General features: G+C 62.9%; 13 protein-coding genes and 1 pseudogene. 3 read left to right on the forward strand and 11 right to left on the reverse strand.

Annotation, left to right across the window (positions count from 1 at the left end; translation table 11 throughout):
* Positions 1–50 precede the first annotated feature (50 nt).
* From ASE60_RS04205 to ASE60_RS04225, 5 genes are all read right to left on the reverse strand, one after another.
* The gene (locus tag ASE60_RS04205) at positions 51–1,394 is read right to left on the reverse strand and encodes an epoxide hydrolase family protein (protein WP_057248494.1); all 1,344 of its coding nucleotides are present in this window, start codon (positions 1,392–1,394) and stop codon (positions 51–53) included.
* 86 nt (positions 1,395–1,480) lie between these two features.
* Positions 1,481–2,281: an SDR family oxidoreductase gene (locus tag ASE60_RS04210; RefSeq protein ID WP_057248495.1), complete on the reverse strand. Its 801-nt coding sequence runs from the start codon at positions 2,279–2,281 to the stop codon at positions 1,481–1,483.
* Between the two features lie 408 nt (positions 2,282–2,689).
* Entirely contained in the window at positions 2,690–2,905 is a 216-nt protein-coding gene (locus tag ASE60_RS04215) for a hypothetical protein (RefSeq protein WP_057248496.1), read from the reverse strand.
* A 223-nt stretch (positions 2,906–3,128) separates the two neighbouring features.
* Positions 3,129–3,866: a peptide-methionine (S)-S-oxide reductase MsrA gene (gene msrA / locus ASE60_RS04220; RefSeq protein WP_057248497.1), complete on the reverse strand. Its 738-nt coding sequence runs from the start codon at positions 3,864–3,866 to the stop codon at positions 3,129–3,131.
* A gap of 10 nt (positions 3,867–3,876) precedes the next feature.
* The gene (locus ASE60_RS04225; protein WP_057248779.1) at positions 3,877–5,646 is read right to left on the reverse strand and encodes a cytochrome c biogenesis protein DipZ; all 1,770 of its coding nucleotides are present in this window, start codon (positions 5,644–5,646) and stop codon (positions 3,877–3,879) included.
* A 253-nt stretch (positions 5,647–5,899) separates the two neighbouring features.
* Here ASE60_RS04225 and ASE60_RS04230 point away from each other — a divergent pair.
* Positions 5,900–6,109: pseudogene (locus ASE60_RS04230) on the forward strand (TrmO family methyltransferase); the annotation flags it as partial.
* Between the two features lie 56 nt (positions 6,110–6,165).
* Here the strand turns inward: ASE60_RS04230 and ASE60_RS04235 are convergent.
* The 6 genes from ASE60_RS04235 to ligD form a co-directional block, all read right to left on the reverse strand.
* On the reverse strand, positions 6,166–6,372 hold the full coding sequence (locus tag ASE60_RS04235; protein WP_057248498.1) for a molybdopterin-binding protein: 207 nt from the start codon (positions 6,370–6,372) through the stop codon (positions 6,166–6,168).
* 132 nt (positions 6,373–6,504) lie between these two features.
* Complete coding sequence (gene xth / locus ASE60_RS04240; RefSeq protein WP_057248499.1) at positions 6,505–7,278, reverse strand: exodeoxyribonuclease III; 774 nt, start codon at positions 7,276–7,278, stop codon at positions 6,505–6,507.
* A gap of 13 nt (positions 7,279–7,291) precedes the next feature.
* Positions 7,292–7,933: an alpha/beta fold hydrolase gene (locus tag ASE60_RS04245; protein ID WP_057248500.1), complete on the reverse strand. Its 642-nt coding sequence runs from the start codon at positions 7,931–7,933 to the stop codon at positions 7,292–7,294.
* Position 7,934: 1 nt separating this feature from the next.
* Entirely contained in the window at positions 7,935–9,017 is a 1,083-nt protein-coding gene (locus tag ASE60_RS04250) for a tetratricopeptide repeat protein (protein WP_057248501.1), read from the reverse strand.
* Positions 9,017–9,907 carry a Ku protein gene (locus ASE60_RS04255; protein ID WP_057248502.1) on the reverse strand — a complete coding sequence of 297 codons (891 nt, stop codon included), beginning with the start codon at positions 9,905–9,907 and terminating at the stop codon, positions 9,017–9,019. Before ASE60_RS04255 ends, ASE60_RS04250 begins: the two co-directional genes overlap by 1 nt.
* Before the next feature lie 26 nt (positions 9,908–9,933).
* On the reverse strand, positions 9,934–12,396 hold the full coding sequence (gene ligD / locus ASE60_RS04260) for a DNA ligase D (RefSeq protein WP_057248503.1): 2,463 nt from the start codon (positions 12,394–12,396) through the stop codon (positions 9,934–9,936).
* A 145-nt stretch (positions 12,397–12,541) separates the two neighbouring features.
* Here ligD and ASE60_RS04265 point away from each other — a divergent pair, with 145 nt between their 5' ends.
* Positions 12,542–13,189, forward strand: a complete 648-nt coding sequence (locus ASE60_RS04265; protein ID WP_057248504.1) for a TetR/AcrR family transcriptional regulator — start codon at positions 12,542–12,544, stop codon at positions 13,187–13,189.
* Between the two features lie 155 nt (positions 13,190–13,344).
* A complete protein-coding gene (locus ASE60_RS04270) occupies positions 13,345–15,615 on the forward strand; it encodes a methyl-accepting chemotaxis protein (protein ID WP_057248505.1) in 2,271 nt (756 codons plus the stop codon).
* The last annotated feature ends 35 nt before the right edge of the window (positions 15,616–15,650 follow it).

Below are 15,650 nucleotides of genomic sequence, written 5' to 3' on the forward strand. Positions count from 1 at the left end.
CACTTCTCCTTTGTGCAACGGCGGGGCGCGCTTTCGCGCGCCCCTTTCTGTCAGCTCGGTTGACGCAGTGACTTGAAGGAAGCTCTCAATTCATCGACCAGGGCCGCCGGCTGCTCCCAGGCCGCAAAGTGTCCGCCCTTGGCGAGGCGATTATAATGGATAAGCTTGGGAAACGCCTTCTCTGCCCACGACTTCGGCGCCTGATAAAGTTCGTCCGGGAAGGCACTGACGGCCACCGGAATCTGAATGCCCTTCGGCTGGAAGAAGGCGAGCTTGTTCTCCCAGTAGAGACGCGCCGACGACACGGCGGTATTGGTCAGCCAGTAGAGCGTGATGTTGTCGAGCACGTCATCACGGCTCAGGCCCTCCGACTGGCCATCGAAGACGCGGGCGATCAGTTCGTAGCTGCGGGCGTCATGGTCCAGCATCCAGCTGGCAAGCCCGATCGGCGAATCCTCGATGCCATAGAGCGTCTGCGGACGCTTGCTCATCTCCTGCGCATAGGACAAACCGTTCTTGTAGAAGAAATCGAGCTGGTCATAGGCACGGCGCTCGTCGGCGGAGAGGTTCGACGCCGCTGGGCCACCCGCGTCGAGGCTCTTCTGGATCTCGGCGGGAACGGTCGCCGGCATATTCGTGTGGATGCCCAGCAACCCGGCCGGCCGCTGCAGCGCCATCTGCTCCGTGACCGCATCCCCCCAGTCGCCGCCCTGTGCGACGTAGTGGGTATAACCAAGCCTCTGCATCAGCACCGCCCAGGCCCGCGCAATCCGCACCGGATCCCAGCCGCGCTCGGTGGGCTTGCCGGAGAAGCCGTAGCCGGGCAGCGAGGGAATGACGATGTCGAAGGCATCGGCTTCGCTGCCGCCATGCGCCGTCGGGTTCGTCAGAGGATCGATGATCTTCAGCTGCTCGATGATCGAGCCCGGCCAGCCGTGGGTGACGATGAGAGGCATCGCGTTCTTGTGCTTCGACCGCACGTGAATGAAATGGACGTCGACGCCGTCGATATTGGTCACGAACTGCGGCAGGTCGTTGAGCTTCTTCTCCACCTTCCGCCAATCGTACTTGGTCGCCCAATAGTCGGCGAGCTTCTGCATGGTGGCGAGCTGCACGCCCTGGGTGCCGTCGTTCACCAGTTCCCGGTCCGGCCACTTGGTGGCCGCGATGCGCTGCTTGAGGTCGGCAAGCGCCGCATCGCTGGCATGGAACTGGAATGGCCGAATGGATTCGTCGGCCGCGGGCTTTGCGGCGGCAACGACCTGAGCACCGCCCGCCGAGGAGGCACCTGCGGCGTGGGCGGCGAGCGGAGGAAGCAGGATCGCGATCGCTCCGGACAGCGCGAAGGCGGCCAAGCGACTGCTCTTGGCAGTTGGCAAATAGCGTCTGGACATCATCATTCTCCTGGTTCGAGTTGGGGCGATGCCAGAGGCATCGCCGAGCAATTCCGGGATGGGAGGAGCCCGGAGGCAGATCGGGGCTATCCCCCGATGTTGTAGCGAGCTGCGGGTGCGCTCCTTGAAAGGTTCGGCATGAGTTTTTGCCGAGCCGCCTCATAGGCCGCCCAATCAGCGGCCTCCGGCAGCGCCGGGATGGTGATCACTTCGCCCTGATCGAGACCGGCAAGCGCGGCATCAACCATGTCTTCGGCCCGCATGACGATCTCGCTTGGAACATGTTCGAGCGGCGTGCCGGCAATGCCCCAGAAGTCGGTCGCAGTCGCACCCGGCAGCACGGCCTGGATGCGGATGTTCTTGTCGGCAAGTTCCTTCTGCAGCGACAGGGTGAACGCCAAAACGAAGGCCTTCGTGCCACCGTAGACGCCGTTCAGGAGTTCGGGCGCAACGCCGACGATCGAAGCGATGTTGATGATCGTGCCGGCGCCGCGCGCGGCAAATCCGGGCGCGGCCGCATAGGTCAGCCGCGTCAGCGCGCTGACGTTGAGCGTGATCATCTCCTCCATCTTGTCGACATCGGATGAGAGCAGCGGTGCGGTGGCACCAACACCCGCATTGTTGATCAGCACCGTGATGCTCGCGTCGTCCCGGAGGATCTTCTCGACCCGCCTGACATCGTCCTTGTTCCCGAGGTCCGCAGCGACGACCTCGATGGCGCGCCCGGTCTCGTCCGCCAGCCGGCTGGCGAGCCCATTCAAGCGCTCACGGTTGCGGGCAACGAGGATCAGGTCGAAGCCGCGGCGCGCCAGACGATCGGCATAGATCGCGCCGATACCGGAGGACGCGCCGGTGATAAGTGCCGTACCTTTGGAATTCCTGCTCATTTCAAGCTCCTTTGCCTTGGTTGGAGCCTCGATGGTAAGACGAAACGCCAATGGCTCAAATGTCGTAATTCCGACGTTTTAGGCCACGCCCACCTTCACCGACTGCAACGCCGTGTCGGAGGGATGCGAACCAACCTTCGCCGTGACCATGCGTGGGCGGTGTATCGGAGATGTGTTCTGGAGCGGCGTCTGTGTACCTCAATGTTTGATCGGCCGAGCACAACGGCAGAGCGATACGAAATGCTCTGGGGTTCAAAGCGAACGGGGCCGTGGAGATCAGCAAAAGAAGACGGGGCCGACGCAGCGTCGACCCGCTCCAGAACCTTTCATCCGCCCATCGGCTTCGCTGCGAAAATCCACCTTGATTGGCTTCAAAGGTTCGCGCCGCCAGCTTTCGCGGTGCGGTGATCAATCGAAGAACGGGTTGGCAAGCTCCTCGTGCGGAGCCTCCGGCAGCAATCCTCCGTCCTCAATCGCGGCCGGCTGCGGCCGCGCCGCGGCCGTTGCGGACGCCGGAATGGCGACGAGCGCCGCAAGAAGCGAGGGCTCTCCCGGGTCGCTGTCCCAGGCGCATGGCGCCGCCGCGAGGACGACTATGGCGAAAGCTGTTGCGAAAATGCGCATGATGTCTCCTTCCGTTGATCATGGCGGCAGCGACGCGTCCCGTCACCACGGGCCCAAGCCTTGCTCACCGCCAGAGTGTCCTTTGGGCGTATCGCGGATGTGTGCGGGCGGCCGCAAAACTGTATCCTTGTGTAGAAGGCCGACTTGGCCCGACCCCTTGCAAGATCCGTTCGAAACGTCACGGGTCTGGTCGTGCTCGCGATCCACACAAGCCCACGATCGGCTACGACGCGCTGTCTGCGACAAGCACCGGCTTCTCGCGATAGAGGCTCGGGAACAGGCGGTGCAGCGCTTCTATCTTCGGTTGCTCGTAGAGGACCACATAGGGCTGGCCTGGATTGTTGTAGACGTAGTCCTGGTGATAGGCCTCCGCTTGATAGAAAGCCTTGCCGGGTTCGATGGTCGTCACAAACGGCCGGGCAAAGACGTCCGCCGCGTTCAGCTGCGCGATGTAGTCGGAAGCGACCTTCGCCTGCCCTTCATTGCGCGGGAAGATCGTCGATCGATACTGCGGGCCGCTGTCCGGCCCCTGTCCGCCAAGCTGCGTCGGATCATGCGCAACCGAGAAATAGATCTCGAGAAGCTGCCCATAACTGATCCTATTGGGATCGAAGGTAATCTCCACCGCTTCGGCGTGGCCGGTGGTGCCGGTTTCCGTCTGTTCGTAGGTCGCCGTCTCCGCGCTGCCGCCGGCATAGCCGGATCTGACGCCCGTGACGCCGGCCACATGCTGAAACACGGCTTGCACACCCCAGAAGCAGCCGCCTGCGAGCACTGCCGTCTGCCTTGTCTCCGTTGAAGCGACGTCATGGAGCGCCTTGGGAATGGGTTTGGCCTGCTGCGCCGCCGTTTGTTCGTCGAAGGCGAACGTCAGCCCGCCGCCAACCATTGCCAGCGCGACGAACAGACGTCGGGAAAGGGCGGGCAAGCGGCGCCCACGCTGGTGTTGTTTGTCGGTCATCTGTGAACTCTCATCCAAAAGTGAAAACGAAGGCTTCCGCGCCGGGTTCGAGAAAGCGGATCTCGAAGGTCCGTTCCCGCGCCGCGCCTGACTGGCGCACGAGCTGATAGAGGCGGGTCTCCGTGACGGTCCCCCTGCCGGACGCGTCGATATCCGAGCCACGGTCTGCTGCGGGTGCCACACCATCCACCGTCACCTGAAACGGGATCGGCTTACCGCCGGCGCCAGGCCCAAGCACCAGATGCAGATCGCGAGCGCGGAACCGGTAGGTGATACCGCCGCCCGCTTCGTTGACACGGGCCTGCTCGGCCTCGACTGTCCAGTTGCCGGTAAGGCCCCACTCGTTGAGACGCGGGCTATCGACCGTATAGCGCTTGGCGCTGTCTGCGGAGACGCCCTCCGGAGACACGAAATTCGCGGCCCGCTCATACCCGAGGTAAGTCTCGCCCGATCCGAGCCGGGAGAGGTCGGGCGAGGCTTCGGCGCCCTTTGCATCCGGTTTGACGAAGTTGTTTTCGGCCTTCCGCTTCCCCGCGGCCTCCGCCAGCAGATCCTGGATCACCCGCTCGGAACCTTCATAGTCGCCCTCGCCGAAATGCGTGTAGCGGATCTGCCCTTCGGCATCGATGAAGTAGTGGGCCGGCCAGTAGCTGTTGGAGAACGCGCGCCAGATGGCGAAGTCGTTGTCGATCGCCACCGGATAGGTGATCTTGAAGTCACGCACCGCCTTTTCGACGTTGCCGATCTGCTTTTCAAAGGCAAATTCCGGTGCGTGAACACCAATGACGACCAGACCCTGATCCCGGTACTTCTCGGCCCAGGCCCGCACATAGGGGATGGTCCGGATGCAGTTGATGCAGGAGTAGGTCCAGAAGTCGACAAGGACGACCTTGCCGCGAAGCTCGGCCGGGGTCAACGGCTTGGAATTCAGCCACTGAACGGCGCCGTCGAGCGACGGGAACGGACCTTCGACCGGGAGGTCGCTGCGATAGGCCGCCTGTCTCGTATCCTTAGCGGCAAGGGTCATGCGGGTGCTTGCGACGTCGGCAGGCGCCGCATTGGCGCGCAGGCGATCGAGGATCGACTGTTCGAAGCCCGAAGTGCTCGCATAGGAAAGCTGCGCCAGCAGGCCGGTGTCCAGCCCAAGGGCGATGGCCGCAACGCCGGCCAGCACCGCAACGCCGAGGCCCTGGCGGATGCGGTCGCCAATGCCGAGGAAGCGCTTCATCGCCGCGAACACTCTGGCGCCGGCAAGAACGGCAAGCGCCAGCGAGGTCGCGGCGCCTGCGGCGTAGGCGCCAAGCAAAAGCGTCGTCTGCACGTTCGCGCCGTTCAGCGCCGCGCCGGTCAACACCAGGCCGAGCACCGGTCCGGCGCAGGGTGCCCAAAGCAATCCGGTCGCAACACCGAGCAGGATGGCGCCGCCGACGCCGCCCTTCTCCCCGGTCGCAGCCTTTCTCGACAGCCGGTTTCCCAGCGCCACGAGTGGGCCAGTCACAAAAGCTGCGGCACGCGTCGAAAGCAGTGTTACGCCGAAGACCGCCAGTAGCGCGATCGCGGCGTAGCGGCCAAACGCGTTCGCCTGGACCGCCCAGTTGCCGCCGAGCGCGGCAAGCGAGGCGATGCCCGCAAAGGTCACGGTCTTGGCGAGCAGCATCGGAAGTATGCTGGTGGAAAAGGGCTGGCCGGCGCGGGCAAACACGAATGGCAGGACCGGCAGGATACAGGGACTGACGATCGTCAGGACGCCTGCAAGATAGGCTACAACAAAGAGGAGCATCATCGTCTCTCCGCATTGGATCAATGCCCCGAGGCAGTGATCACTTGACATGTGCGGCAGAGGACCATCGCGACGTATCGCGGATGTTTCCGATCGATGGAGATTTGTATCTCAGTGCAACAGTTGCGGCGTATGCGGGGCGGCGGCACGTCGCGACACACGATCGCGGCCAGATGCTCGCTCGACCGGGTGAGCACAGATGGACCAAAGCAAAAGAGGCCAGGACGGTCCCGGGCTCGATTGTCAGATAGCGGTGCACGGCACCTTTTCACTGCGCTCGCCCGTGCGCCCCAATCTGATCGGCACGTCGACCGTCAAGCTTGAAGCTGTGGAAGGCTCAACGCTGCTTGTCCGCAGTCTCGATTGCCTCGACGGCACGACCCCGTTCAAGCCGATCGCGCCGCCGCAGCGCGGCGACTTCGAGGCCGGCGACAGCGGCCCACATAATTGCCAGAAGGCGTGATCGATCAAGATTTGGGTGGGCGCGACGGAAGACCCACGCGCCCTTCCTGAGAATTGTCAGTCAGTCCCGACCATGACGTCCGAAGCCTTGATGACCGCATAGGCCTCGCCGCCGACCTTTAGACCCAACTCGTCGACCGACTCGTTGGTGATTGCAGCAGTCACGATCGAGCCGCCGACGTCGATACGAACGTGGGCGGTGGTAGCGCCCTTGATCACTTCGAAGATCTTGCCCTTGAGGCGATTGCGTGCGCTGATTTTCATGCGGCTCTCCTTCGTGGTTACCTTGGACGTTCGCGGTCGCCGTTTCCATCCACCTGCCGCAGCGGGTGTAATCCGGATAAGGGTTGCGAATAGCGCTGACGCTCTCAGCTTCATTCCCGCAATACAGCCAGCTCAATCGCGCAACGTGATCCAAACCGGCGCGTGGTCGCTCGCGCCCTCCATGCCGCGAACCTCGCGGTCGATGCCGGCGCCAATGAGCTTGCGGGACAGCTTGCGGCTGAGCAGCATATGATCGAGCCGGAGCCCGGCATCGCGCTGCCACCGGTTCCGGCGATAGTCCCAGAATGTGAAGAGCTGTTCCTTCGGATGGGTCTTGCGCAGCGCATCCAGCCAGCCGTGGTCGAGGAGCGTACGGAACGCAGCACGGCTTTCCGGCTGCACCAGCGCGTTGTCGTCGTAGGAGGTTGTCGGGTAGATGTCGCGCGGCTCCGGCACGATGTTGTAGTCGCCGGCAAGCACAACAGGCAGATCGAGGGCGAAGAGCTCGGCGGCGTGTTCGGCCATTCGCTCATGCCAGGCGAGTTTGTAGGCGAACTTGGGGCCGGGCTGCGGGTTGCCGTTGGGGGCATAGAGGCAGGCGACCAGGACGCCGCTGACGGCAGCCTCGATGTAGCGCGCCTGGTTGTCCGAGGGATCACCGTCGAGCCCGACGCGAGTCAGGACCGGCGCGCTGTCGCGGGCGAGGATTGCCACGCCATTCCAGGCGGATTGTCCCTGCCAGACGGCGCCATAGCCGGCCGCCTCGACCGCCGTGCGTGGAAACTGGCGGTCGGTGGCTTTCAGTTCCTGCAGGCAGACAATGTCAGGCTTGGTTTCGCCAAGCCAGGCGATCAGGTTTTCGAGCCGCTTGTTGATGCCGTTGATGTTGAAGGTGGCGATCTTCATCCCGGCAAACAGATCAGCGCGTCAGTCGGGCGGCCCAGGCCGCCACCGCATCGGCCACGGTCCTCAAATGATCGGCGGTTGAAAAGCCGGAAAGGCTCTTGCGCGGCTTCAGGTCATGGTCGCCGTCCTCGAGCCATAGGACTTCGATCGCGTCGGAAAGCGTATAGCCCGGAACCTCCTCGCGCGTGCCGAACTCGTCACGGGTACCCTGGCAAATCAGGGTTGGCGTCTTCAGCCCAGCCAAATGTTTGGTGCGCAACTGCTCCGGCTTTGCCGGCGGGTGGAAGGGATAGCCGAGGCAGAGCAGCCCGGTGATCTTGCCGGTCGCATGGAGTTGGTCGGCGACCATGCTCGCAACTCGCCCACCCATCGACTTGCCGCCGATGATGAGCGGCCCCTTCGCATCAAGCGCTTCGATGGCGGCGACATATTCCGGATTGAGCGTCTCGGCGCGCGGCGGGGGCTTGCGCCCGTTCGACGTCCGCCGCGCCGCCATGTAGCCGAACTCGAAGCGGGCGACGCGGAAGCCGGCGGCAGCAAGCGCCTTGGCGGTCGCAGTCATTGACGCGGAATCCATCGGCGCGCCGGCGCCATGGGCAAGAAGGATGGTGACGGGCGCATCATCAGGTCCGTCGAAAAGGAATTTGTCGCCCATATCAGCCCGCTGTCCTTGGATGGCCTTGCAGATCGACATATTGCACGCCGCGTTCCGCCGTTCGCGCCCATTCGCTGTCGCTATCGAGTTCGAGATAGCGACTCCACCAGCGCCTGGCTTCACCGAGATCACCGGCATCGAATTCGAGCTTCGCCAGATTGAAGACAGCGTCGGCATAGTCGCCGTCGAGCTCGATTGCCTTCCTAAGGTGCCTGCGGGCAGTGTCGATCCGTCCCCGTTCACTCATCAGCCCGGCGAGGTTGAACCAAGCCTCGACGAAGGATGGATCGAGTTTGATGGCACGGGCGTAGTCATGCGCCGCATCCAGCTCCCGTCCTGCAGCCTTCAGGCAATTGGCACGATTGAAAGCCGCAACCGAATCCGTCCGGTCCATGGCGAGATAGCGCTGATAGAAGGTGGCGGCCTCCTCGTAGTCGCCATTCGCCTCCGCCTCCTCGGCCAGATCAAAGAGATCTTCCAGGGCGGCATCGGGCGTGCCGAGATCGAAGAGCAATTGCCCATTGAGCTCGCTCAGCCCCTCGGCACTCCGCGCGTAGATCGCATCGGGACCGCCACTATGCAGCGAAAGCGCCGTTAACGACGCGACCTGTCCCGAACGATGAACGGATCGGACGATGGCGCTCCAATTCGCACCGCTTCCAATCAGTTCCGCATACTTTCTGGCGAGGATGAGATCACGGAACGAAAAGGGCTCGCTGTCATGCTCGAAAGCATCGAACAGGGACAGGAGATCGAAGGTCCGCGGAGAAAGCTTGGCCTGATCGATCAGAGACTGACGTGTGAGTGCGGACGCTCCAGGCACCGACATCAGCCCGAGAAGCCGGAGGAAGCCGTTCTCGCTGACGAGCCATCGCCCCGCCGCATTTTCCGCATCGAAACGGGCTTCGATCTCCGCTTCGCTCGACTTCGCCAGCAGGTTCCGGCCGAACACCAGATACGTCGTCTGGCGCGTAACGCCGCGCCGCAAGTGGCCGAACTGTCGCTCCACTTCCCGCGCCACAAGTCGCCGCGGGAAGGCCGAGAGGCCCCCGACGATACCGAATGTCTGGCCTGCAACCGCCATCAGGCTTTCTTCTTCGCGGTCGGTTTTGCCGCCGTCCGCTTGGCCGCAGCCGGAGTTGCAGCCTTGGCCGTTTCCTTCGCCGCCGGCTCGGCCTTGGACTTGCTCTTTGCCGGTGGCTTCGACTGCGACAGGCTCGCCTTCAGGGCATCCATGAGATTGATGACGTTGCCACGTTCCGGCGCTGCCGCAATGATCGGCTTATGACCTTTAAGCTTCTCTCGGATCATCTTCATCAGCGCGATCTCGTAGCGGTCCTCGTAGTTCTTCGGATCGAAGACCGTCATCTTCTGCTGGATCAGCGCTTCGGCAAGCTGCAGCATTTCGGGGTCGGGATGGCCGACGGGGATATTGCCAAAATACTCAGCGGTTCCACGCACTTCGCTCGGGTTTCTCAGAGTACACACGAACATTCCGGTTTCGCGTGAACCGATCGTCACAACCCGCTCCCGGCTCGAAAGCACCAGACGCGCGATTGCGAGCTTGCCGCTTTTTTTCAACGCCTCACGCAGCACGACGAAGGTTTCCTCCGCCATCGCGCCGTCGGGCGCCAGGTAATAGGGCGCGTCCTGGTAGATCACATCGACGGAGCCTTCATCGACGAAGGCCTCGATGTTCATGGTGTGGTTGGATTCGATCCTGACGCTTTCGAGATCGGCGTCCTCGATGATGATGTATTTCTTGTCTTCGTATTCGTAACCCTTGACCAGATCGGAGCGCTCGACAAGGCCGAGCTCCGGGTCGACCGGCTTCATGTTGATCCGGTTGTGGGTGTCCTTGTGAAGCTGATTGAAGCTGATGCGTTCGCTCGAGCTGGTCGCCGGATAGAGCCTCACGGGGCAACTGACGAGACTGAGTTTGAGATAACCTTTCCAACTTGCCCTGGGCGCCATGATTGTCTCCTACGCGGCCAAACGCATTACGTCCTCGTTTCGGACAGAAGCGGCAAATCCTTGGCAAAGTCGTCGATATCCGCCCAGGGATCGCCGAATGTATCCAGAAGTCCAGGCAGCGAAGAATAATTCAAATCCTCCGGAGCGTCGATAGTCTCTAGATCCGCCCAGTTGAGCGGCGTCGAGGCGGGCAGATTTGTGCGTGCACGCAGCGAATAGGGTGCCGCCGCCGTATGGCTGCGGGCATTACGATGAAAGTCGATGAAGATCCGCTTGATGCGGTTCTCCTTGCCCATCGTGGTGGTGAAGGTCTGGGGCGCGGTTGCAGCCAGCCGCGTCGCGATCGCACTCGTCACCTGGTGCGTCTTCTTCCAGTCGAGTTTCGGCGTCACCGGCACGACCACATGGATGCCGCTGCCGCCGGATGTCTTGACGAAGGGAACGAGGCCGAGCGCCTCCAGCTCACCGCGGATATGGACGGCCGCCTCGACGACATCGCGCCAGGCGATGCCCTGGCCGGGATCGAGATCGAAGACGATGCGGTCAGGTTTTTCAAGCCGCTCGCGCTTCGTGCCCCAGCTATGAAGCTCGATCACGCCGAACTGAGCGAGCGCCAGATAGCCCTTCGTGCCTTCGATCGAGAGGAAGGAATTGGTTTCGCCCTCGGAGTTGGTCGAGTTGAAGCTGATGATCGAGGGTGGCATGCCGGTAAAGGGATGACGCTGGAAGAAGCAGTCTGCACGTTTTCCCGTCGGGCAACGGAAGAGAGACACCGGCCGACCGAGGATATGCGGCAGCATGAAGTCGCCGACGAGCGCATAGTAGACGGCAATGTCGAGCTTGGTCGGCCCGGATTTGCCGAACACTCGACGATCGGCGTTGGTGACGTGGATGCTTGCGAGATCGGCATCCGTGATCAGCCGCCTGCGCGTTGCCCGCGCCGGTGCGGAAAGCTCGACATCGCGAAGCCCCTTGAACACCGCATGGCGCAGCACATTGTCGGTCGTGCGGTTGGAATAATGGATACGGGCGCTCAGCACCGGCCGAACCCAGGTGATTTCCTTCGGCGCGCCTTCCAGCGCCGCCGCGTCGCCGCGCAACGCCTCCAGCCGGGTCAGCAACTGCTTGGCGGTCGCCGCATCGAACCCGGTTCCGACCTTGCCGCGATAGTGCAGCTCGCCCTCCTCCCACTCGCCGAGAGCGAGAGAAGCAAGGCCTTCGGCCGCCTCGGAAGTGGTGTATCCGGCGATCACGAAATCACCGAACTGGAGCGCCTTCGTCTTGGTCCAGGTCTGCGTGCGGCCGCTCCGGTAGGGTGCCGAGGCGCGCTTCGAAACGATCCCCTCCAGCCCCAGCTCCGAGGCTTGTTCGTAAAGCCCGTGTCCATCGCCTTCGACATGGTCGCTGAACTGGATGGCCGAACGGCTGGAAACCTGCCCCTCGAGCAGTTGCGCCAGCAGCGCCTTGCGCCTTTCCAACGGGACCTCGGTCAGGTTCCACCCTTCGAGATGGAGGATATCGAAAGCATAGAAGACGAGCTTGCTGTCGACGCCTGTCGAAAGCGCGTCCTGCAAGAGCGCGAAGCGGCTGATGCCCTTGTCGTCTAGTACGACGATCTCTCCGTCGATGATCGCTTCGCGGCAGGGCAGCTTCTGGAAGGCATCGGGAAGGTCGCCGTAGCGCTTCGTCCAGTCCAACCCGCTGCGGGTGATGAGCCTGACGTTGCCGCCCGAAATATCCGCCATCGTCCGATAGCCATCGAACTTGATTTCATGCAGCCAGACTTGGCGGTCTGGCGGACCGCCCGGCGGCTTCGGTGTTGGGCTGGCAAGCTGCGGCTCGATCCGGTGCGGCTTTAGGCCCTTCACCGCACCCGGCAGCGCGCCGGGTTTAAGAACGACCCGCTTTGCCGGCTTCTTCGGCGGCTCGACCAGTTCCTCGATCCGCCTGCCGCTTTTCACGCTTTCGGGACGCGACGTCAGGATGTCGACATCAGGGTCGGCTGCAAGGTCATGTTCCTTGAAAAGCAGCCAGTTACGTTGGTCTTCCTCACGCTGCTTCGGTTTCAGCCGCGTCAGCATCCAGCCGCCATTGAGCTTTTCGCCGGCCAGACGAAACTTGAACGCGCCGGTCCTCAGGCTCTTGTCGATATCGTCCATCGGCGCCCAGACGCCGGTATCCCAGACGATCATCGGCCCGCCGCCATACTCGCCTTCCGGAATGACGCCCTCGAAGTCGATATAGTCGAGCGGATGATCTTCGGTCTCGACCGCCAGACGCTTGTCGGCGGGATTGAGTGACGGCCCCCTGGGGACCGCCCAGCTTTTCAGCACATCACCGACCTGAAGCCTGAGATCATAGTGATCGGCCGTGGCGTGATGCTTGTGCACGACAAAACGATTGCCCTCCCCGCCGGTTCTCCCGGCAGGCTCCGGCGTCCTGGAAAAATCCCGCTTCGCGCGGTAGGCCGTGAGCTTCGACGTCGCCATATGGCAAAGCTAGGGCGTGTTCGCAGAGGTCGCAATATCCGCCAAAAACAGGGAACTGTGCGGCTATGCACACGCCTGCTTCGGAAAACATTTGCTTTCCCATCTGGCAACGACTAAAAATCGCCAAGGAATTTGGAAAGTCCACATGGTCGAAAAGCAGAAATCGGCGCGTTCCCGCGGCCGACCCCAGGTCCGATCCGACGACGAGACCCGCAAGGTGATCATCCTTGCCGCCGAAAGGCAATTCTGCGACCTCGGTTATGAGACCGCCAACATCAACGTTATCGCCCAGAATTCCGGCGTCTCCACCAAGACGCTCTATCGCCTCTTTCCCACCAAGGCCGATCTCTTCGAACGTGTCATCGCCCTCAGGATCTCTGAGTTCGCGCTCGAGGCCGACGAAGAGCATCTCGACGCCATGAGCGTGAAGACCGGTCTCGTGCAGTTGCTTGCCGCCTATGGGCACCTCGTGCTGGCGGCAGACACGATCGCCATCATACGTCTGGTGCTCGCCGAGGCGGAGCGCTTTCCGGAGATCGCTGCCACCTTCTGGGAGCAGGCAATCGAGCGGACAAACGCAACGCTGGAGCGCTGGCTCAGGGCGCAAACGACTCTCGGCCGCCTCGTGATCGAGGATCCGTATCTGGCGGCGGGCATGCTGCGCGGCATGATGGCGATGGAGCCGCAACGCGCCGTCATGATGGGCCGCATCGGCAGCATTGACGAAGCGACGATCATGGCGCGCGCTGAGAGCTGCGCGAAGGTCTTTCTGACCGGCACCCTGCTGAGATAAGTCCACGGCTAAACTTTCGCCTCGTCATCCGGACGTCATCAAACTGTAACATGCGACCGTATAACTCTCCGCGCGGGAGATCTCCCGCCGGGCGCATGAGGCGTCGCGACCAGCCCTTTGGCATGGCCTCCTCTCCTTGAAGCCCGGTGATTGTTATGCGTTTGTCCGCGAAGCTACCCCTCGCAGCGGCGGCTCTGGCTGCCTTCTCCATCGCTGCCACCAGTCTTGCCAGCCTGACCGTCAGCGGCGACCTGTCGTCGCGCGCGGCGATCGAGAAGCTGGAGGCGCTCGCCGATGCCCGCCGCAACGAGCTTCGCCACTATCTCACCACCGTGGAAAACGACCTGCGCAATCTGCAGGCGCAGAAATCCGTCGCCAAGGCGCTCAGCGATCTGAATGGCGCTGCCGCCAAGTTCGGCGACAAGGCCGAGAGCGAATTGCAGCGCCGTTACCTCACGCAAAACCCCAATCTCGATGACAAGCGCGCGCTCTACAGTACCGCTGGCATCGACGACTACGACGCGCTCCATGCGCACTATCACCCGTATTTCCGCCGCTTCGCGGAAGCCCACGGCTATCGCGACGTGCTGCTCGCCAATCTCAGCGGTGACGTTGTCTACTCCCTCAACAAGAAGGGCAACTTTGCCGTCAGCCTCAAAGACGGCTCCTGGAAGGACACGGGGCTTGGTCGCATCTTCCGCGAAACCGCCGAGGGAACAGACAAGAGCAAACTGGCCTTTGCCTCCTACGAGGCCTATGCACCGCTCGGCGGCAGCCCCGCGGCGTTCATCGCCATCCCGCTGGAATCGATCGACGGTAAGATCGGTACCTTGATCCTGGAGATGCCGGACGCGCGCATCGGAGAGATCGTCGGCAACCGCACGGGCCTTGGCGAGACTGGCGAAACGATCCTTCTCGACGGCAACGGATTTTTCCTCACTGACAGCGCCACCACACCCGACAACGATATCCTCAAGGCCCGGGTCTCGCCGGACCAGCCGGCGGAAGATGTCATCGTCAGCAGTAGGCTCGCCGATTTCCGCGGCGAGGAAGCGCAGATGGCTGCCACAAGCCTCGATGCTTTCGGCACTCGCTGGACCATGGCCGCGGTCATGACGTCACGGGAAGCCTTTGCCGCCGTCACCGCCTTGCGCAACTGGACGCTCGCGACGGCTCTGGCCGTCCTCGCGGCAGCGCTGGCAATTTCCATCTGGTATTCACGCCGGCTGACGCGCCCGATCACCGGCCTCGTTCAGGACATGAGCCAACTCGCCGACGGCGACACGACGATCGGCGGCGTCGGCCGGAACCGCAAGGACGAGATCGGTGACATGGCCCGTTCCGTCCTAGTCTTCCGCGACGCGCTTCTCGATCGCGCCCGCCTTGAAACCGAGGCGGCGGAAACGCGGACCATGATCGAAGAGGAACGACAAGTCCGAGAGATGACCCAGTCCGAGGTGGCGCGCCAGATCAACGAGGCCGTAGAGATGCTGGCGTCGGGGCTCGAACGGTTGTCGCATGGCGACCTGACTGCACGCATCGACCGGCCCTTCGGCGCCGGTTTCGACCGTCTGCGCTCGGACTTCAACCTGTCGCTGGAGAGCCTTGCCGTCACGCTTGGCGACGTGAAGGCGAGAAGCGCTGAGATCGACGGCGAGACCGGCGAGATGCGCGACGCCATCGGCCAGCTCGCCAAGCGCACCGAACATCAGGCGGCGACATTGGAAGAAGCAACCGCGGCCTTGAGCGCAATTACCGCCACCATCGGGCGCACTGCCGAACACGCTACATCGGCGACGACGATCGCGGCTGCCGCCAAGGCGAGCTCCGACCGCTCGGGCCAGGTGGTCATGAACGCTGTCGGCGCCATGGCTCAGATCGAAAAGGGATCGGTCGCCATTTCCCAGATCATCGGAACCATCAACGACATCGCGTTCCAGACCAACCTGCTGGCCCTGAATGCGGGGGTCGAGGCGGCCCGTGCCGGCGAAGCGGGCAAGGGCTTTGCGGTCGTCGCGCATGAAGTGCGGGAGCTGGCACAGAAATCCGCCCTCGCCGCCCGGGAAATCAAGGCGATCATCACCACCTCGGCAGAGGAAGTGACGAAGGGCGTTTCGCTGGTTCGGGCGGCAGGCGATGCGCTCGACGAGATCTCCGGCCAGATCCATGCCATCAACGAGCAGACACAGCAGATTGCCGGCGACGCGCGCGACCAGGCGAACGACCTGCAGCACATCAACCAGACCATGCTGTCGCTGGACGCCGTGACGCAGCAGAACAATGCGATGGTTGAAGACAGCACCGCCATGACTCTTCGGCTCTCAAGCCAGGCATCCGGCCTCTTCGATCTCGTCGAGCGCTTCCGTACGGCATCCGGCGCGCACAACCGGACGGAGACAGACGCGCGCCTCCGACTGATCGCTTGACACCTGTACAGGCCCGCGCGCTGTCGCGGTCCCGT

It is taken from the genome of Ensifer sp. Root278 (assembly GCF_001429285.1).
Taxonomy (GTDB): domain Bacteria; phylum Pseudomonadota; class Alphaproteobacteria; order Rhizobiales; family Rhizobiaceae; genus Ensifer.